Below are 18,005 nucleotides of genomic sequence, written 5' to 3' on the forward strand. Positions count from 1 at the left end.
ATGAGCGAGCACGGCACGACCGGACGCAGCGCGACGGTGGACCTGGGCGGGCCGGTCCACTACGTCGACTTCGGTGGTCCGGCCGACGGCCCCGTGCTGGTCCTCGTCCACGGGCTGGGCGGCTCGCACCTCAACTGGGACCTGTTCGCGCCCCTGGTCCGCGAGCAGGCCCGGGTCCTCGCCGTCGACCTCCCCGGGTTCGGCCGGAGCGAGCCCGGTGACCGGCAGGCCAGCGTCTCCGCCAACGTCGCGGTGCTGCACCGCTTCCTCACCGAGGTCGTCGGCGAGCCGGCCGTGCTGGTCGGCAACTCGATGGGCGGCATGATCTCGATCCTCGTGACCGGTGAGCACCCCGAGCAGGTGCGCGGGCTGGTGCTGCTCGACCCGGCCGTCCCCGGCCCGCGGCGCGCTCTGGACCCGCTCGTCGCGGTCACCTTCGCGCTGTACGCGCTGCCCTTCGTGGGTGAGCGGTTCCTGTGGTGGCGCCGGCAGCGGCAGTCGGCCCTGGCCCGCGTGCGCGAGATGCTGCAGCTGTGCGGGGTGGACCCCGACGAGGTGCCGTCGGAGGTCATCGACCGGTCGGTCACCCTGCTCGAGGAGCGCCAGGACGTCGCCGGCATGGACCGGGCGTTCCTCGGCGCCGCCCGGTCGCTGCTGCGGCTGCTGGCCGACCCGCGGCGCTACCGCGAGGCGATGGCCTCGATCTCGGTGCCGGTGCTCCTGGTGCACGGCGACCGCGACCGGCTGGTCCCCGTGGCGGCCGCCCGCGACATCTCCCGCCGGCACCCCGCGTGGCGCTACGCGGAGTGGGCCGACGTCGGCCACGTCCCGCAGCTCCAGGAGCCCCGGCGGCTGGCCACCGAGGTGCTCGCCTGGCTGCGGGACGCCGCCCTCGTCCGCTAGCCCTCGCGCAGCGTGTCGCGCAACGCCTCCAGGCCCGTGTAGCGCGGGCGCCAGCCGAGCTCCTCGCGCGCCCGCGTGGTGTCCATGATCGCCGGGCGGCTGGCCGCCTCGACCCACTCGGCGACCGGCGGCAGGAAGGGCAGCCGGGACACCGCCCGAGCGGCGGCCTGCGCGGGGGCGGCCGGGAGCGGGATGGGCAGGGCGCCGAACTCGCGCGCCACGTCCGCGGCCGTCAGCACGCCGTCGCCGGCGATGTTGTAGGCCCCGGCCGGCCCCGCGCCCACGATGCACAGCAGGAGCGCCTGGCCGACGTCCTCCTCGTGGATGAACTGCAGCGGGTGCTCCGGGACCAGCAGCGGCACCGGGACGGGCAGCCGGCGCGGCCGGTCGAACAGGCGGCGCCCCAGCGGCGCCAGGGGGCCGGGGAGCACGTCCTTGCCGCCGATCGCGTGCGGGCCGACGACCACCGGCGGGCGCAGCAGGTACAGGTCCAGGTCGGGGGCGTTACCGGACTCCTCCTGCAGCAGGTGCTCCAGCTCGGCCTTCTCCTGGGCGTAGAACAGCCGCGCCGCCGGGCGGACCGGCCACTCCTCGCTGATGCGCTCCGGGTTGTCGCTGTGGAAGCCGTACGCCGCGACCGAGGACGCGTAGACGAACCGCTGGGCGCCGACGGCGGCGGCGGCCCGGAACACGTTGAGCGTGCCGTCGACGTTGATCGCCCGGGTGGTCTCCCGCGAGGCGTTGCCGGTGATCATGAAGGCCAGGTGGACGACGACGTCGGCGTCGCGGAACGCCTCGCGCAGCGCCTCGGGGTCGCGGACGTCGCCCTGCCGGTACTCCATCTTCGTCCAGCCGCGCTCGGCCGGGTCGAACGGCCGCCGGGCCATGCCGATGACCTTGCCGATCCGGTCGTCGGCCTGCAGCAGCGGCAGCAGGCCCTCGCCGAAGGTGCCGGTCGGGCCGGTGACCGCCACGGTCAGGCCGGCCCGGTCGGCCTTCTTCCGCCTGCCCCCGGAGGCGCTGGTGCGGCGCTGCTTCGCCGGGCTCACCGGGCCGCCGCCTTGCCCGCCGGCACCGCGCCGGCGGGCTGGGTGACGTCGGGCGTGGCCTTCTCGGCCCGGGCGTGCTCCAGCAGCTCCTCGATGCCGCTCCGGATGCCCCCGGAGAGGACGTCGACGTCGGGGAAGGCGTCGAAGTCGGCGTTGATCCCGAAGGTCATCGTCTTCAGGTAGCTGAAGATGCCGATGGAGCAGCGCGTCCCACCGGCGATCGGCACGTAGGCGTGCGCGGTGCACATCCGCCGTCCCAGCACGTACAGCGGCACCCGCGGGCCCGGCACGTTCGTGGTCACCGCCTGGCACCAGATCTGGCCGGCCTGCACGGCCGCCCGCACGCCCATCGACAGCAGCGTGGGCGCCACGAAGTCGCCCATCGAGATGATCGAGGGGACGTCGACGGCCTGCATCGCCTGCTTGTACTCGTCCATCTGGCCGCGGATGGTCTGCATCCGCGACACCGGGTCCGGGTCGCCGACCGGCAGGTCGACGAAGACGGCGGAGACGCGGTTGTCGAGGGTGCCCTTCTGCTTCTCCGACCGGACCGAGACCGGGACCATCGAGCGCACGACCAGGTTCTCCGAGGAGAGCTCGCCCCGGCCCTTGAGGAGGTCGCGGAAACCGCGGGTGATCGCGGTCAGGACGACGTCGTTCACCGTCCCGCCGAGCGCGGTCCGGACCTCCTTGAACTCGTCGAAGTTCCCCTCCGTCCAGGCCCAGCGGCGGTGCGGGCCGATGGGCCCGTTGAGCGACCGCGCGGTGGGCGTGATCGCCTGCTTGGCCAGCGAGGGGAGCGTCTGGGCGAGCGTGCGGCCGGAGTCGGCGATGCTCTTCGCGCTGCGGACCGCGCTGCCCACGGTGGGCAGCGAGCTCAGGGTGCGCAGCGGCTGGGTCACCGCCTCGGTCACCGCGCCGGCGACCAGCGCGGCGCTGGACGGGTCGCGGCGGGGGGTCCAGTCGCGCGGCTCGTCGTGCTTGGCGTCGGGGGTGAGGTCGAACATCAGCTGCATGAGGTCGGTGCCGGCGACGCCGTCGACCATGCAGTGGTGGACCTTGGAGATGATCGCCCAGCGGCCCTCGGCGAGGCCCTCCACGAGCCAGAGCTCCCACAGCGGCTTGGCCATGTCGAGGCGCTGGCCGAGGACGCGGCCGGCCAGGTTGCGCAGCTGCTCGTCCGACCCCGGGGACGGGACGGCGGTGTGCCGCACGTGGTACAGGATCTGGAAGTGCGGGTCGTCCACCCACATCGGCCGGCCGAGCTGCAGCGGGACCTCGCGCACCCGCTGGCGGTAGCGGGGGACCAGCGGCAGCTTGCTGAGCAGCAGGCGCACCACGTCGCCGTAGGTCGGGGCCGGCCCCTCGAACACGGCGACCGACCCCACGTGCATGGGCGTGTTCTCGCTCTCCGCGAAGTAGAACCCGCTGTCGAGGGCACTCATGCGGTCCACGTCTCGCTCCTCGCCGCCCCGGTACCTCAGCTCGGTAGGGGCCGTCGCACGGTCTCGGTTGGCCGCCGAAGTTAGGTGTGTCGCGGAGTACGCGCAACTCGGACATGTGGCGGCGGCCACATCCTGCATGCCCCGCTCAACCGCTGGTCAACCGGCCCGTCGCTCGCCGTTCTCCACCCGTGCGAGCAGGTCCAGCAGCGCGCGGTCGACGACGTCGGTGCGGGTGAGGTTGACGCTGTGACCGGCTCCCTCGACGACCACGAGCTCGGCGCCCGGCCCGATCTCCTCGGCCAGGCGCCGGCCGTGCCCGACGGGCGTCAGCCGGTCGTGCGTCGCCGCGACGACGGTGACCGGAACCCGGCTCAGCACCGGCAGCGAGGCGTACTCGTCGTGGTCGAGGAAGGTCGCGTAGAAGGCGGCCGTGACGGGGAACGGCGTCTCCTCCAGCAGGGTCTGGACCAGCCGGACGCTCGTGGGGTCGGCGTCGGCGCGGTTGCCGAAGAGGAAGCGCCGGGTGAACCAGCGGCCGAAGGGGCTGCCGCGCCAGCGGAACCGCTCCAGCAGCGGCGCGGTCAGCTGCAGCAGCCGCAGGTACAGCGGCAGCAGGTGCAGACGGCGGACCAGCTTGAGCAGCCACCCGAGGAGGCCGGACTCCACCAGCCCGCCCGCCGACGTCGCCAGGAGGAAGGCACCCACGACCCGGGTGCCGAACAGCTCGGGCCGCCGGCGGGCCAGCGCCATGATGCTCATCCCGCCCATCGAGTGCCCGACCACCACGACCGGCCCGGACGGGACGACGGCGTCGAGGACCTCGCCCAGGTCGCGGCCGGTGCGGTCGATCGTGGCGTCGGGCAGGGGGGTGGCCGCCGAGCGCCCGTGCCCGCGCTGGTCCCAGAGGACCAGCCGGTAGCGGTCGCGCAGCGCGAGCCGCTGCAGCTCCCACTCGGCGAGCCGGGCGGTGAAGCCGTGCGAGAAGACGACCGTGAGGGGCGCACCGTCTCCAGCCGGCCCACCGCCCTCGGCGGGGCCGTCGAGCTCGACGTGCAGGTCCACCCCGTCGTCGGTGCGGACCACCCGGGATCCCGGCGGGGCCGGGTCGGTGAGCGGCGGGAGGATCAGCGGAGGCAGGTCGCTGGGCACCGCGCCATCCCAGGACGCCGCGGCTCGCGGCGCAACCCGAGCCCGGCCGGCGGCGGCCGTCAGTGCGGGGCGCGCCAGGAGGGGGTGGACTCGCGCACCAGCCGACGGACGGCGTCGACCTCGCGGGCCAGGGGTGCCAGGACGCCGTCGGCGTGCAGCTCCGCGTCGTCCGGCGGCCGGTGCTCCCGGACGTCGTCCTCGAGCCGGCGGATCGCCCGCCGCAGCGTGGCCACCTGGGCCAGGTCGGGCGCCGGCTCCCCGCCGCGGGTGGCGATGACCGCCTCGGTCACGGCGTCGGAGGCGCGCTCGAGCTGGACGATGACCGGCCACCAGGCGGCGGCGCGGGTGCTGATCGGCGGCGGCTCGGCGAGGCGCCGCTGCAGCTGGGTCTGCAGCTCGGTGAGCGCCCGGTAGTTGCGCCGACGGGCCCGGCGCCGCTCGGCCGGGCTGCCGGTGAACGCGGCGTCGACGAACCCGTCGAGGGCGAGGGCCGCCTCGCGCAGCGCCTGGTCCAGCGGGGCCCGCCAGGTCTGCGGCCACAGGAGGTAGCCGAACACCAGGACGATCGCGCAGCCGACGAGCGTGTCGACCAGCCGCGCACCGACCAGCCCGGGGCCACCGGGCAGGACGAGGTCCAGCATCAGGATGATCAGCGGCGTCTGGAAGACCGAGAACAGGCCGAAGTTCGTGTCCCGCGCCCAGGGCAGCACCGCGGCCGAGCAGGCCAGCGCCACGACCACCCAGCCGTTGCGGGGGAGGACGGCCAGCAGCGCCGAGCCCAGGAGGACCCCGAGCAGGGTGCCGGCGCCGCGCTGGACGGCCCGGGTGAAGACCGAGCCGAAGTCCGGCTTGAGCACGATGGCCACGGTGAGCAGCACCCAGTAGGGGCGCTCGAAGGGCAGGTGCTGGCGGGCGACCTCGGCGATCGACATGCACAGCGCCAGCCGGACGGCGAACCCCCGGGCGTCGGCGCTGGCCAGCGTCCGGTCGACGACGTCGCGCAGCCGTGCGGGCAGGCTGACCGTCGGCTGGAGGGCGGCCGCGCGCGCCCGCTCCTCGGGGTCGCCGACGACGTTCCAGGCCAGCCGCACCCCGTGCCGGACCGCGCGCAGCGCCGGGTGGCCTTGGTCCCGCTCGGGCGGCTGCTCGGCGGGCAGCGGCCGGCTGCCGGAGACCGCGGCGGCCAGCGCGTGCACCGCCGCCACGTCCTGCGGGTCGGCCTGGATGCCGGCGCTGGCGGTGGCCACGGCGCCCTCGACCAGGACGGCGGCGGCGTTGAGGACGCCGGCCAGCTCGCTCAGCTCCCGGCTGCGCCCGGCCGACCTGCTGCGGCTGCGGATCACCCGGTCGTAGGCGGCGTTGAGCGCGGTGGTGAGCGCCCGGCGGGCGCCGGGGGCGGCATCGGTGCCGGCGACGGTGAGCAGCTCGGCGATCCGGGTGAAGACGGTCGCCACGGCCGAGCGGTCGGGGTCGACCGGCTCGGTGCGGACCTGCACGAGGGTGGTCAGCGTGGCCCACGCTGCCCCGCACAGGAAGAAGAGGACCTCACCGGCGGCCGACAGCTCGGTGACCAGCCCCGAGGCCAGCGCCGTGTAGACCAGCAGCTGCAGCGCACCGAGCGAGAGCGCGGAGTTGACGGCGCTGAGCAGCGCGGCGACGGCCGACAGGACCGCGATCAGCACCACCGGCTCCCAGCCGCCGTTGGTGGCGTACTGCCCCGCGAGCAGCCCGAGGGTGCCGAAGGTGGTGGCCGCGGCGATCCGCCGGAGCCGGTCCCGCAGCGGCCCGGGCTGCGGGGCGAGGGAGGCGGCGAGCGCGCCCATCGTCCCGAAGACGCCCGCACCCAGGACGGCGCCGGACTCCAGCCCGCCACCGACCACCATCGCGACGGCGAGGGGAGCGGGCACCGAGACGGCGAAGCGGGCGACGTCGCGCCACGGCACCCGGGGCGGCGTCGTGCGCAGCAGCTCCTCGAGCCAGGCCGGCGCGCGCAGGCCCCGATCCCGACGCCGCTCCTCCGCCACGTTATGAGCTTGTCATTCCACCGCGGCCGTCGCGTCGTCGGCGCCTACGCTGCGGAGCCGTGCCCGTGCTGCTCCGTGAGGTCCTCGACGCCCTCGACGCCCGCTACCCGTCCGCGCTCGCCGAGGGCTGGGACGCCGTCGGCCTGGTGTGCGGCGACCCGGACGAGCCGGTGGCGAAGGTCCTGTTCGCCGTCGACCCCACCGCCGCCGTCGTCGACGAGGTCGTGGGGACCGGCGCGCAGCTGCTCGTCACCCACCACCCGCTCTTCCTGACCCCGGTGCACGGGGTCCCGGCCGACGACCCGAAGGGCCGGCTGGTCCACCGCCTCGTGCGCGCCGGCGCGGGGCTGCTCGTGGCGCACACGAACGCCGACCGCGCGCCCGAGCACGGGGTCAACGACGCGCTCGCCGCCGTCCTGGGGCTGGCCGACGCCGTCCCCCTGGAGCCCGACGCCACCGACCCGCGCGCGGGCCTGGGCCGGGTCGGCCGGCTCGCCGAGCCGATGACGCTGCGCGCGTTCGCCGAGCACGCGGCGAGCGTGCTGCCGGCGACGGCGGGTGGCGTCCGGGCTGCCGGCGACCCCGACCGGGCCGTGCGCACGGTCGCCGTGTGCGGCGGCAGCGGAGGGTCGCTGCTGGGCGCCGCGGCGGCGGCCGGGGCCGACGTCCTGCTGACCAGCGACCTCAGGCACCACCCGGTGAGCGAGGCCCTCGAGGTGCCCGGGCCGGCGCTCTGCGACGTCGCCCACTTCGCCTCCGAGTGGCCGTGGCTGCCGGTCGCCGCCGAGGTGCTGCGGGCCGACCTCGGCGGGCGGGTGGAGGTCGAGGTCTCCACCCGGCGCACCGACCCCTGGACCTGCCGGGCCGGGCAGGAGGAGGGCGGCGGCAGGCACGCCGCCGGCTGAGCGCGGACGAGCGGCAGGGGCGACGGCGGCGCACGGGTAGGTTCTCCGCGTGAAGGTCGACCATTTCGAGCAGCAGAAGCTCCTGGAGCTGGCGGCTGAGGACGTCGCTCTCACCCAGCTCGCACACCGCCGGCGCACGCTGCCGGAGGCGGTCGCCGTCGAGGCGGCGGCCGAGGCGGAGCGCACCCTCGCCGACGACGTCGTCCGCGCCGAGACCGAGGTGCGCGACCTCCAGCGCGAGGTGAAGCGGCTCGAGGGCGACGTCGAGACGGTCCGGACGCGCGCGGCCAAGGACCAGACGCTGCTGGACTCCGGCAGCGTCTCGGCCAAGCAGATGACCGACCTGCAGCACGAGCTGGAGTCGCTGGCGCGCCGTCAGTCGGACCTGGAGGACCAGGAGCTCGAGCTGATGGAGAGCCTGGAGACCGCCGAGGCGGCGCTGAGGGCCGCCCAGGAGGGCCGGGACGCCGCCCGCGCCGAGCTGGAGCGGGCCGAGCAGCTGCGCGACGACGCCCTGGCCGACCTGACCGACGGCACCCACCGGCACGAGGCCGCCCGCGCCGCGGTCGCCGGCGGGATCTCCGCGCCGCTGCTGGCCCTCTACGACCGGATCCGGACCCAGACCGGCACGACGGGTGCGGCGATGCTGAAGGCCCGCCAGTGCCAGGGCTGCCGCATCGAGCTCAACGGCCGCGAGCTCGCCGCCGTGCGCAACGCCGACCCGCACGAGGTCGTGCGCTGCGAGAACTGCGGCCGGATCCTCGTCCGCACGGCCGAGTCCGGCCTGTGACGAGGGCCAGAATGGCCATTCCGGCCCCGGGGGAGCGGGCGTGACTCGTCGGTTCGTCGTGGAGGCCGACGGGGGCTCGCGGGGCAACCCGGGCCCGGCGGGCTACGGCGCGCTCGTCCGGGACGCCGAGACCGGGCGGGTGCTCGCCGAGCGCGCGGCGTCGGTCGGCCGGGCCACGAACAACGTCGCCGAGTACGGCGGCCTGGTAGCCGGCCTGCAGGCGGCGCTGGACCTCGACCCGACGGCGTCGGTCGAGGTCCGGATGGACTCCAAGCTCGTCGTCGAGCAGATGTCGGGGCGCTGGAAGGTCAAGCACCCCGACATGCAGAAGCTCGCCCTGCAGGCCCAGCAGATCGCCCGGCAGCTGGGGCAGGTCCGCTACACCTGGGTGCCGCGGGCGCAGAACGGCGCCGCCGACGCGCTGGCCAACAGCGCCATGGACGGCCGGCCGGTCCACCGCGACGCCGCCGCCGAGGCCGTCGTCCTGGAGGACGACGTCCAGCCCACGCCCGACCCCGCCCCGGTGACCACCACGGTCACCCACCTGCTGAGGCACGGGCAGACCGAGCACACCCCCGAGCGCCGGTTCAGCGGCCGCAACGACCTGCCGCTGTCCCGCACCGGCCGCGCCGAGGCCGAGGCGGCCGCGCACCGGCTGGCCGGGCTGGGAATCGAGGCCGTCATCGCCTCCCCGCTGCGCCGCACCCGGGAGACCGCCGAGGCCGTCGCCGCGGTGCTCGGCCTGCCGGTGGAGCTCGACGAGGACCTGGTCGAGCTGGACTTCGGCGACCTCGAGGGCCTGTCCGCCGACGAGGCGCGGCAGAAGTTCCCGCTGGCCGTGCGCCGGTTCATGTCCGACGTGCGGGTGGCTGCCCCCGGCGGGGAGTCCGTGGCCGACGTCAGCACTCGCGTGGCGCGGGCCCGGGAGCGGGTCCTCACCCGCCACGCCGGGAGGACGGTGCTGCTGGTCAGCCACGTCACGCCCATCAAGCTGATGCTGGCGGCGGGGCTGGGCGCCGGCGACGACGTCGTCCACCGGGTGTTCCTCGAGGCGGCGTCGCTGTGCACGGTGGCGTGGGCCTCCGACGGCCGCTCCAGCGTCCGCCTGGTGAACGACACCGCCCACCTGCGGTAGGGCTCAGGCCCGCGCGAAGAGGTAGGCCGACACGGCGACGGCGAACAGCACGATCAGCACCCGCAGCGGGGCCACCGGGATGCGGGTCGCGATGCGCGCCCCCAGGAAGCCGCCGAGGAGGCTCGCGGGTGCGGCGACGGCGACGACCAGCCAGTCGATCGGGCCGAACAGCCCGAAGACGACGAGGGTGACGGTCGCGGTGACCGCCGACAGCGCCGACTTCAGCGCGTTCGCCAGCTTCAGCCGGTGCAGCCCGATGCCCAGGACGCCGACGAGGATGACGCCGAGCGCCCCGCCGAAGTAGCCGCCGTACACGGTCGCCAGGAACAGCGCGACGTGCAGCCACACGGGGTCCCGCCGGGGGCCGCCGTCGGCCCGCGCGGTGATCCGCCGGGTGAGCAGCGGCTGCACCGCGATCAGCAGGCCCGCCAGGAGGACCAGCACCGGGACGACGACGTCGAAGGCCTCCGACGGGGTGGTCAGCAGCAGCACGCTGCCGGTGGCGCCGCCGGCGGCGGCGACCGCGCCGAGGCGCAGCAGCCGGCCGCGCTGCCCGGCGTACTCGTGCCGGAAGCCGGCGACGCCGCCGAGGTAGCCGGGCCACTGCGCCACGGAGTTGGTCACGTTCGCCGCCACCGTCGGGAGCCCGAGGGCAACCAGGGTGGGGAAGAGGACCAGCGACCCGCCCCCGGCGATGGAGTTGATGACGCCGGCCAGCAGGGACACCGCGGCCGCGACGACAAGATCAGCGGCGGACACCCGGCCAACCTACGGTGGCCCCATGAGGAAGCCGGGCAAGGCGTCGATGCTGGCCGTGCTGCTGGGCGGGGGCGGAGTCCTGCACCTCGTGCGGCCCCGGATGTACGACTGGCTCGTGCCGCCGGAGCTGGGCGACCAGCGCACGTGGGTGCTCGCCTCCGGGGTCGCCGAGATCGGCACCGCGGCGCTGCTCGCCGTCCCGGCGACCCGCCGGCTCGGTGGCTGGTCGGCCGCGGGGCTGCTGCTGGCCTTCGTGCCGGCGCACCTGCACACCTTCCGCGTGATCCCGCGGAAGCCGCTGCCCATGGCGGTGGCCATCGGCCGTCTCCCGCTGCAGGTCCCGATGGTGACCGCGGCGCTCGACGTCGCCCGCGGGCGCTGACCGCGCGGCAGACTCACCCCATGCCTCCCGCCCCCATGCCCGACGACTGGCAGCGCGCCCTGGTCGTCGCGGCCCACCCCGACGACATCGAGTACGGGATCGCCGCGGCCGTCGCGGTCTGGACGGCCGCCGGCAAGGAGGTCCGCTACCTGCTGGCCACCCGCGGGGAGGCGGGCATGGCGGGGGTCCCGCCCGCGGAGGCCGGGCCGCTGCGCGAGCAGGAGGAGCGGGCGTCGGCGGCGGTCGTGGGGGTGAGCGAGGTGGAGTTCCTCGACCACCGGGACGGGGTCCTCGTGCCCGGTCCGCCGCTGCGCCGTGACCTGGCCGCGGCGATCCGGCGGCACCGGCCCGAGCTCGTCGTCACCGGCTACTTCGGGCCCACCTGGACGCCCCCGGGCGTCTCCCCGGCCTACCTCAACTCCGCCGACCACCAGGCGCTCGGGCAGAGCGTCCTGGACGCGGTCGCCGACGCCGGCAACGAGTGGATCTTCCCGGACCTCGCGGAGGAGCCGTGGCGGGGCGTGAAGTACATCGCGGTCAGCGCGCTGGTCGACCCGCCGCACGAGGTGGACGTCAGCGAGGCGGTCGAGCTCGCCGTGGCCTCGCTGGCCGAGCACCGCCGGTACCTGGAGCTGCTGTCGGACGACCCGGTGGAGGAGCAGGCCCGGCAGGTGGTGGACATGTCCACCCGGACCGAGGACGGGCGGCGCCGGGTGGGCTTCAGCCTCTACTGGGGCTGAGCGGTCACCGGAGCTGGGGCACCTCGGCCGGGAAGGCGGCCAGCCACTCCTCGAGCTGGTCGGCCGGGAGCGGCCGGGAGTGCAGGTAGCCCTGGCTGAGGTCGCAGTCCAGCGAGCGCAGGTGGGTGAAGGTCCCGGGCGTCTCCACGCCCTCGGCGACCACCCGCAGCCCCAGCCGGTGGGCCAGCTCGACGGTGCTGGCCACGATCGCCGCCGTGCGCTCGTCGGTGAGCAGGTCCGCGGTGAAGGAGCGGTCGAGCTTGAGCTCGCCCACCGGCAGGTCGCGCAGGTAGGCCAGCGACGAGTAGCCGGTGCCGAAGTCGTCGATGCTGACGCAGGCGCCGAGGTCGGCCAGGCTCCGGACGACGGCGATGCTGCGGTCGGGGTCGGTGAGCAGCACGCTCTCGGTCACCTCGAGGATCAGGTGGCCGGCGGGCAGGCCGTGCTCGGCCAGCAGCGCGGCGACGCGGCCGGGCAGCGTGATGTCGAGCAGGTTGCTCGCCGAGAGGTTGACCGACATCCGCAGGTCCAGGCCCCGCCGGTGCCAGTCCGCCGCCTGGGCGACGGCGCGGCCGAGGACGACCTCGGTCAGCTGGCCCATGAGGCCGTGGACCTCGGCCAGCGGCAGGAACTCGCCCGGGCCGAGCAGCCCCCGGACCGGGTGCTGCCAGCGGACCAGCGCCTCGACGCCGACCGAGCGGCCGGTGGCGACGTCCAGCTGCGGCTGGTGGTGCAGGACGAGCTGGTCCCCGGCGAGCGCCGCGCGCAGGTCCTCGACGAGGGCGAGGTTGCCGCTGCTTCCGGCGTGCCGGGAGCTGTCGTAGAGGGCCGCACCGGAGGCGGTGCGCTTGGCGTCGTACATGGCGACGTCGGCCTCGCGCAGCAGCTCCGCCGGCGACACGTCGTCCTCGCCGCCGCCAGACACGGTCAGCCCGACGCTGGCCGAGGAGTGGATGACCATGCCCTCGATCGGGAAGGGCTCGGCCAGCCGCTGGTGGAGCCGGCGGCCGAGGCTCAGCGCGGCGTCGGCCAGCGGGGCGTCGGCGTCCATGGGGGCGAGGACGGCGAACTCGTCGCCGCCCAGCCGGGCGAGGACGTCGCCCGGGCGCAGCACGGTCTCCAGCCGGGCGGCCACCTTGCGCAGGAGGTCGTCGCCGGCGGCGTGCCCGAGCGCGTCGTTGACCTCCTTGAACTTGTCCAGGTCGAGCAGGGCCAGGGCCAGCGGCGTCCCCGTGCGGCCCAGCTCCTCCACCCGGCGGAGCAGGGCGCGACGGTTGGCCAGCCCGGTCAGCTCGTCGGTGTGGGCCTCGCGCCGCGTGATGGCCAGGACCGCCAGCTCGCGGACGTTGACCAGCAGCCGGACGCCGGAGCCGGTGGCCGCCAGCGCCGCGCACCAGGCGGTCGCCCCGGTCACGCCGGCCTCGGAGGCGACCAGGAGCACGCCGGTGGAGGCGACGATGACGACGAAGGCGCCGATCGTGGACGCCGTCGGGTCGGCGGGCTGGGGCTCGGAGCGCCCCGGGCGGAGCACGGCGGCCAGCGCCAGGCAGACCACCGCGACCGGCTCGGTCACCCAGGCCCAGGTGTCCGGGCTCCCGCCGGCGAGCAGCACCGCGGTGCTGCCGGCCAGGGTGGCGCCGAACGAGGCGAGGACCAGCCACGTGCGGGGGTCGCGGCCCATGTCGCCCAGGAACGGCAGCGTGGCGACCGTGCCCAGGATGACGAACGACACGGCGAAGTGGGCGCCGACCGCCAGCGCCGTCGCCGCGGGGGCGGAGGCAAGCGGCCCGCCGCCGACCTGCGTGACGAGCTGGATGACGGCGACCACCGCGAGCACGGCGGAGGCGCCGTTGAGGGTGTCGTTGGGGTCGGCCAGGTTGCTGCTGAAGCGGTTCCAGCGGACCAGCCCGCCGTAGACCGGCGGGAAGGCGAGGACCGGCGCCCACAGGTTCGCCGCCGTCGCGAAGGGCTGGGCCGCCGGGACCAGGCCCAGCAGGGGGCCGAGCAGCGTCGACCCGGCGACCAGCACGGCGCCGGCGGCGATCCGCAGCCAGACGGGGCGCTCGTGCACGACCGCGCGGGCGCGCCACACGAGGAGCGCCAGCAGGGAGCCGTGCAGCACCAGGGTGAGCAGCACCCGCAGCGGCCCGGTGCCGGACGGGGAGGTCGCCTCCAGCCGGCCGGTGCCCACGAACAGGCCCGCCACGCCCGCCACGACGACGAGCGCCGTCGTGAGCACGGGCGCGCCGGGCAGCAGCCGGGCGCGCAGGGCAGCCTGCATGGGGTGTTCATCGGCTCCGGCCGGGTACGGGTGAACCCGGGTGTGCCGGCCTCCCCCCAAGGGGGCAGGCCCTGGCTGGTCTCGGCATAGACTGCCCGGCACGACGGACGAGTCGGCTGGGCGGTCGCGTCGGCGGGGGAGACCTCGCCGCCGAGGAACGTCCGGGCTCCACAGGGCAGGGTGGTCGTTAACGGCGACCCGGGGTGACCCGCGGGACAGTGCCACAGAGAACAGACCGCCGGCGGTGCTGCTTCGGCAGGGCGGCCGGTAAGGGTGAAACGGTGGTGTAAGAGACCACCGCGCACCGGGTGACCGGTGTGGCTCGGTAAACCCCACCCGGAGCTAGATCAAGAAGGGACGACGGTTCGCCGTCGTCCTGCGCAGGCGTTCGAGGGCGGCCCGCCCGAGCCTGCGGGTAGATCGCTCGAGCCTGCCGGCAACGGCAGGCCTAGATGGATGACCGCCCATCGGGAGGCCGCAAGGCGCCCGTGGACAGAACCCGGCGTACAGGCCGACTCGTCCGTCGTCCTCCTCAGCCGCGGCTCAGTTCAGCAGCCGCAGGATGCCCTGGGGCGACTGGTTGGCCTGGGCGAGCATGGCGGTCGCGGCCTGGGAGAGGACCTGGCTGCGGGTGAAGCGGACCATCTCCTCGGCCATGTCGGTGTCGCGGATGCGGGACAGCGACGCCGACGAGTTCTCCGCGGCCACCGCCAGCGACGCCGCAGTGTGCGCGAGCCGGTTCTCGCTCGCTCCCAGCCCGGCCCGGACCGTGGAGACGTGGCGGATGGCGAGGTCGATGGCGCCCAGCCCGTGGCCGAGGGAGTAGCGCAGGCTGAGCCGCGTGGCGTCGGCGACGGTCGAGCCCGCACCGGGGTTGGCGCCGGTGAGCAGCAGCTGGCCGGAGGTCGCGACGACCGGCATGCCGGTCGTGCCCAGCGCCGCGCGCGCCGCCTGGTTGATGGTGTCGATGTAGTCCTGGGCGGTCACGTCGCCGGTGTAGTCGACGCTGTCGAGGTCGAAGACCCGTCCGTTGTAGGAGATCGTCCCGGTGAGCCGGGCGTAGGAGTCCTCGAGCACGCCGGGCGTGATGAAGTCGCCGGAGAACGACATGCGCGACGACGTCGCCGTGCCCTCCTCGTCGGACACCGCGCGCGTCACGGTCGGCGGGGGAGGGGGCAGGCGCTCGGAGTTGGCGGACACCGCGATGTGCGCGACGCCGAGCTCCTCGGCGCTCATCCCGTCGCCCGGCCCGCCGATGGCGACGGTGAGCGTCTCGTCGGCCCGGGCGCCGACCTGGAGGGTGCCGCGGTAGTGGCCGTCGAGCAGCTTGATGCCGTTGAAGGACGTCGTCGCCGCGATGCGGTCCAGCGCCTCCTTGACCTCCTCGAGCTCGACCTGGACGGCGTCCTTGGCCGTCGGGCCCATGGCGCCGTCGTTGACCCCCTGGACCACGAGGTCGCGCATGCGCTGGAGCAGCGCCGTCGTCTCGGTCAGCGCACCCTCCGCGGTGCGGATCAGGTTGATGCCGTCCTGGGTGTTGCGCAGCGCCTGGTCCAGCCCCCCGACCTGGGAGCGCAGGCCCTCGGAGATGCCGAGCCCCGCCGCGTCGTCGGCCGCACGGTTGATGCGGATCCCGGAGGAGAGCCGCTCGAGCGCGAGCGTCCCAGCGCCGTCGTTGCGGAGGAGGGAGCGGTGCGCGTTGATCGCCGCGACGTTGCTGACGACGCGCAACGTCAACTCCGCCTCCGTGGGTCCCCGCAGCCCGTCGCGTCCGTGCGACAGGTCTCGTGGTGGTCAACGGCCGCCGGGCGCCCGTCCTCCACTCGAAAGCGAGGCCGATCCGTCCGGCGTCGACGACGCGTCCGGCTCCCGGGGGCGGGGACCCGGCTGTGCGAGGGTGGCGGGGTGACCACCGGACCCCTGCCGCTGCCGTGACCGGCGCGCTGGTCGCCGCGGCGGCGGTCCTGGGGCTGGGCGTGGGCGCGGCGGCCAACCGGGCCGCCGGCTCCTTCCCGTGGGACGGGACCGGGCAGCGGTCCGGTCCGGCGGTCCGCCGCCCGCTGCTCGAGCTGGCGACGGCGCTGCTCTTCGGGGCGACGGCGCTCCGCTTCGGCTCCGTCTGGGAGCTCCCGGCGTTCCTCGTGGTCGCGGGGGCCGGTGTCCTGCTGGCGGTCGTCGACCTGCGGCACAGGCTGCTGCCCGACCGGGTGGTCCTGCCGAGCCTCGCCGCCGCGGCCGCGCTGCTCCTCCTGGCGGCCGCGGTCGAGGGCTCGTGGGACCAGCTGCTGCGCTCGGCCCTCGGCGCGGTGGTGCTGTTCGCCGTCTACCTGGCGATGGCGCTGGTGTCGCCCGGCGCGATGGGGATGGGTGACGTGAAGCTGGCCGCCCTGCTCGGCCTCGCCCTGGGCTGGCTGGGCTGGGCCGCGGTGCTGCTCGGTGCCTTCGCCGGCTTCGTGGTGCAGGCCGTCCTGGCCCTCGGGCTGCTCGCCGCCCGCCGCATCACCCTGCGCGGGGAGCTGCCCTTCGGCCCGGCGATGCTGCTCGGGGCGGCCGCCGTGATCGGCTGGGCAGCCACGCTCCCCACCTAAATCCGGCTACGCAGCGTCACCAGACGCTACGTCGCGTACTGCCAACGGTGGGCCTGTGTCCGTGGACCGGGTGAAGAACGCTCAAGCGGCGAACCGCGGCGCACGACAACTCCCCCAACAGCCGCAAGGCCGGGTCACCCGACCCGTACCGGACGGCCGACACCTCAGGGAGCAACCCCGCATGCTGAACCCCTTCACCGCCCTGACCACCTTCGTCGCCTTCGCGCAGGACCGTCTGCGCAACGAGGAGAAGGGCGCGACCGCCGTCGAGTACGGCCTCATGGTCGGGCTGATCGCCGTCGCCATCATCTTCGCCGTCACCACCCTCGGCGACGAGCTCGCCGGCCTCTTCGACGGCATCGGCACCGAGCTGGGCGAGGTCCCCGTCGGGGGCGCCGGCGCCGGCACCGGCACCACCGGCGGCTGACCCACACCTGATCCGGTCGCGGCTGTGACGGCGCAGCGGCCCCCGCCCGGGGGCCGCTGCGCCGCTGCACGAGGAGGGAGGTGGTGACGGGGATGTGGTCCCGGCTGCGTGACGAGCGCGGCGCGAGCGCGGTGGAGTTCGCCTTCGTCGTCCCGCTGCTGCTCCTCCTGGTTCTCGGCATCGCCGAGTTCGGCCGCGCCTTCCAGGTGCAGGGCACCATCTCCGCCGCTGCCCGCGAGGGCGTCCGGACCATGGCCCTGCAGGACGACAGGGCAGCCGCCCGCGCCGCGGTGCGCAACGCCGCCGGCACGTTGGACCCCGCGATCACCGACCTGCAGATCGCCATCCCGCAGACCTGCGCCGGCCGGCCCGTCGGCAGCAGCGTCGAGCTGACCATCACCTACGAGATGCCCTTCCTGACCGACTTCTTCGGGACGGGCCTGGAGCTGACCGGAAGGGGGGTCATGCGATGCAACGGATGACCACCCGGCTGCGCCGGCGGCTCGCTCGCGAGGAGGGCGCCTCGGCCGCCGTCGTCGCCCTCCTCCTCGTCCCGCTGCTCGGCTTCGCCGCGATCGCCGTCGACGTCGGCGCGCTGTACGCCGAGCGCGCCCGCCTCCAGGTGGGCGCCGACGCCGCCGCCCTCGCGGTCGCGCAGGACTGCGCGCGGGGCAACTGCGGCGACATGCTCGCCACGGCCCGCGCGCTGCTGGACGCCAACGACCCCGAGGGCACGGCCGGCCAGCCGGTGCTCAGCACGAACCCGCTGAGCGTCACGGTCACCGGCAGCACGCCCAAGGAGCACTGGTTCGCGCCGGTCATCGGGCACGACGCCACCGGCGTCTCGGCCACCGCGACCGTCGGCTGGGGCTCGCCCAGCGGCGGTACGGCGCTGCTGCCGCTGATCTTCTCCTACTGCGAGTTCACCCACCAGGTCGGTGGCCCCTCGGTGACGACCGAGCAGTACGTCGGCCTGCCGAAGAAGACCGAGACCCCGTGCGACTCGCCGAAGTCCGGGAACCCCATCCCCGGCAGCTTCGGCTGGCTCACCGCCGACCCCGGGACCTGCCACGCCACCAGCCGCATCGACGGCTGGTTCCTCGCCGAGACCGGCAACAACCCGTCCAAGGGCTGCGAGGTCGCCGACCTCACGGCGATGCGCAACCAGACGGTGCTCCTCCCGCTCTACGACGCCGTGCGCGGCACCGGCTCCGGGGGCGAGTACCACGTCTACGGCTACGCCGCGTTCAGGATCAGCGGCTACTTCTTCGGGGGCCAGTACTCGTGGAACCCGCCCTGCAAGGGCTCCGACCGCTGCCTGAGCGGCTACTTCACCCGGTTCGTCGAGCTCTCCGACGCCTGGGACTACAGCCCTGACGCGCCCAGCCTCGGCGCGTCCGTCCTCCGACTGATCCGATAGGGGGCCGA

Annotated in this window: 17 protein-coding genes and 1 other RNA gene; 11 read left to right on the top strand and 7 right to left on the bottom strand. The window is 75.1% G+C overall.

From position 1 onward, the window contains the following. On the top strand, positions 1-903 hold the full coding sequence (locus E4P43_RS08660) for an alpha/beta hydrolase (RefSeq protein WP_135145058.1): 903 nt from the start codon (positions 1-3) through the stop codon (positions 901-903). On the opposite strand, the gene E4P43_RS08665 is transcribed toward E4P43_RS08660, so the two are convergent. The 4 genes from E4P43_RS08665 to E4P43_RS08680 form a co-directional block, all read right to left on the bottom strand. Next, positions 900-1,952, bottom strand: coding sequence for an NAD-dependent epimerase/dehydratase family protein (locus tag E4P43_RS08665; RefSeq protein ID WP_209313797.1), 1,053 nt, complete (start codon positions 1,950-1,952; stop codon positions 900-902). The two genes, E4P43_RS08660 and E4P43_RS08665, sit on opposite strands and share 4 nt — an antisense overlap. Beyond that, positions 1,949-3,397: a wax ester/triacylglycerol synthase family O-acyltransferase gene (locus E4P43_RS08670; RefSeq protein ID WP_245159024.1), complete on the bottom strand. Its 1,449-nt coding sequence runs from the start codon at positions 3,395-3,397 to the stop codon at positions 1,949-1,951. Before E4P43_RS08670 ends, E4P43_RS08665 begins: the two co-directional genes overlap by 4 nt. A gap of 156 nt (positions 3,398-3,553) precedes the next feature. Then, on the bottom strand, positions 3,554-4,546 hold the full coding sequence (locus E4P43_RS08675) for an alpha/beta hydrolase (RefSeq protein ID WP_245159018.1): 993 nt from the start codon (positions 4,544-4,546) through the stop codon (positions 3,554-3,556). A gap of 59 nt (positions 4,547-4,605) precedes the next feature. Then, the gene (locus tag E4P43_RS08680) at positions 4,606-6,570 is read right to left on the bottom strand and encodes an FUSC family protein (RefSeq protein ID WP_135145060.1); all 1,965 of its coding nucleotides are present in this window, start codon (positions 6,568-6,570) and stop codon (positions 4,606-4,608) included. 59 nt (positions 6,571-6,629) lie between these two features. On the opposite strand from E4P43_RS08680, the gene E4P43_RS08685 reads away from it, so the two are divergent. The 3 genes from E4P43_RS08685 to E4P43_RS08695 are packed head-to-tail and all read left to right on the top strand — an operon-like array spanning position 6,630 to position 9,400. Next, the gene (locus E4P43_RS08685; protein WP_209313798.1) at positions 6,630-7,475 is read left to right on the top strand and encodes a Nif3-like dinuclear metal center hexameric protein; all 846 of its coding nucleotides are present in this window, start codon (positions 6,630-6,632) and stop codon (positions 7,473-7,475) included. A 49-nt stretch (positions 7,476-7,524) separates the two neighbouring features. Further along, positions 7,525-8,265, top strand: a complete 741-nt coding sequence (locus E4P43_RS08690) for a C4-type zinc ribbon domain-containing protein (protein ID WP_135145061.1) — start codon at positions 7,525-7,527, stop codon at positions 8,263-8,265. A gap of 40 nt (positions 8,266-8,305) precedes the next feature. Continuing rightward, positions 8,306-9,400 (top strand): bifunctional RNase H/acid phosphatase, encoded by a 1,095-nt coding sequence (locus E4P43_RS08695; protein ID WP_135145062.1) that lies wholly within the window; start codon positions 8,306-8,308, stop codon positions 9,398-9,400. Positions 9,401-9,403: 3 nt separating this feature from the next. Here the strand turns inward: E4P43_RS08695 and E4P43_RS08700 are convergent, their stop codons facing one another. Further along, complete coding sequence (locus E4P43_RS08700; protein ID WP_135145063.1) at positions 9,404-10,159, bottom strand: sulfite exporter TauE/SafE family protein; 756 nt, start codon at positions 10,157-10,159, stop codon at positions 9,404-9,406. Positions 10,160-10,181: 22 nt separating this feature from the next. Between E4P43_RS08700 and E4P43_RS08705 the strand changes: the two genes are divergently transcribed. Next, positions 10,182-10,541 carry a hypothetical protein gene (locus tag E4P43_RS08705; protein ID WP_135145064.1) on the top strand — a complete coding sequence of 120 codons (360 nt, stop codon included), beginning with the start codon at positions 10,182-10,184 and terminating at the stop codon, positions 10,539-10,541. Between the two features lie 20 nt (positions 10,542-10,561). Next, positions 10,562-11,281: a PIG-L deacetylase family protein gene (locus E4P43_RS08710; protein WP_135145065.1), complete on the top strand. Its 720-nt coding sequence runs from the start codon at positions 10,562-10,564 to the stop codon at positions 11,279-11,281. 4 nt (positions 11,282-11,285) lie between these two features. On the opposite strand, the gene E4P43_RS08715 is transcribed toward E4P43_RS08710, so the two are convergent. Next, positions 11,286-13,562, bottom strand: coding sequence for a bifunctional diguanylate cyclase/phosphodiesterase (locus E4P43_RS08715; RefSeq protein WP_135145066.1), 2,277 nt, complete (start codon positions 13,560-13,562; stop codon positions 11,286-11,288). Between the two features lie 108 nt (positions 13,563-13,670). On the opposite strand from E4P43_RS08715, the gene rnpB reads away from it, so the two are divergent. Then, positions 13,671-14,085: RNase P RNA component class A (gene rnpB / locus E4P43_RS08720), an RNA gene on the top strand. 20 nt (positions 14,086-14,105) lie between these two features. On the opposite strand, the gene E4P43_RS20475 is transcribed toward rnpB, so the two are convergent. Further along, positions 14,106-15,299, bottom strand: coding sequence for a flagellin (locus E4P43_RS20475; protein WP_135145067.1), 1,194 nt, complete (start codon positions 15,297-15,299; stop codon positions 14,106-14,108). A 194-nt stretch (positions 15,300-15,493) separates the two neighbouring features. Here E4P43_RS20475 and E4P43_RS08730 point away from each other — a divergent pair, with 194 nt between their 5' ends. The 4 genes from E4P43_RS08730 (at position 15,494) to E4P43_RS08745 (ending at position 17,997) form a co-directional block, all read left to right on the top strand. Then, entirely contained in the window at positions 15,494-16,150 is a 657-nt protein-coding gene (locus E4P43_RS08730; protein WP_135145068.1) for an A24 family peptidase, read from the top strand. Positions 16,151-16,331: 181 nt separating this feature from the next. Beyond that, the gene (locus E4P43_RS08735) at positions 16,332-16,577 is read left to right on the top strand and encodes a Flp family type IVb pilin (RefSeq protein WP_135145069.1); all 246 of its coding nucleotides are present in this window, start codon (positions 16,332-16,334) and stop codon (positions 16,575-16,577) included. A 92-nt stretch (positions 16,578-16,669) separates the two neighbouring features. Continuing rightward, entirely contained in the window at positions 16,670-17,059 is a 390-nt protein-coding gene (locus E4P43_RS08740; RefSeq protein WP_135145090.1) for a TadE/TadG family type IV pilus assembly protein, read from the top strand. Beyond that, positions 17,056-17,997: a pilus assembly protein TadG-related protein gene (locus E4P43_RS08745; protein WP_245159019.1), complete on the top strand. Its 942-nt coding sequence runs from the start codon at positions 17,056-17,058 to the stop codon at positions 17,995-17,997. Before E4P43_RS08740 ends, E4P43_RS08745 begins: the two co-directional genes overlap by 4 nt. Positions 17,998-18,005 lie beyond the last annotated feature (8 nt).

The organism is Blastococcus sp. TF02A-35 (assembly GCF_004571075.1).
In the GTDB taxonomy this organism is placed as follows: Bacteria; Actinomycetota; Actinomycetes; order Mycobacteriales; family Geodermatophilaceae; genus Blastococcus.

What these genes read in the sequence shown, in the direction of transcription:
- E4P43_RS08705 (WP_135145064.1), top strand. Translation starts at nt 10,182, where the DNA reads ATGAGGAAGCCGGGCAAGGCGTCGATGCTGGCCGTGCTGCTGGGCGGG.
- E4P43_RS08735 (WP_135145069.1), top strand. Translation starts at nt 16,332, where the DNA reads ATGCTGAACCCCTTCACCGCCCTGACCACCTTCGTCGCCTTCGCGCAG.
- E4P43_RS08745 (WP_245159019.1), top strand. Translation starts at nt 17,056, where the DNA reads ATGACCACCCGGCTGCGCCGGCGGCTCGCTCGCGAGGAGGGCGCCTCG.
- E4P43_RS08670 (WP_245159024.1), bottom strand. Translation starts at nt 3,397, where the DNA reads ATGAGTGCCCTCGACAGCGGGTTCTACTTCGCGGAGAGCGAGAACACG.
- E4P43_RS08660 (WP_135145058.1), top strand. Translation starts at nt 1, where the DNA reads ATGAGCGAGCACGGCACGACCGGACGCAGCGCGACGGTGGACCTGGGC.
- E4P43_RS08710 (WP_135145065.1), top strand. Translation starts at nt 10,562, where the DNA reads ATGCCTCCCGCCCCCATGCCCGACGACTGGCAGCGCGCCCTGGTCGTC.
- E4P43_RS08715 (WP_135145066.1), bottom strand. Translation starts at nt 13,562, where the DNA reads ATGCAGGCTGCCCTGCGCGCCCGGCTGCTGCCCGGCGCGCCCGTGCTC.
- E4P43_RS08740 (WP_135145090.1), top strand. Translation starts at nt 16,670, where the DNA reads ATGTGGTCCCGGCTGCGTGACGAGCGCGGCGCGAGCGCGGTGGAGTTC.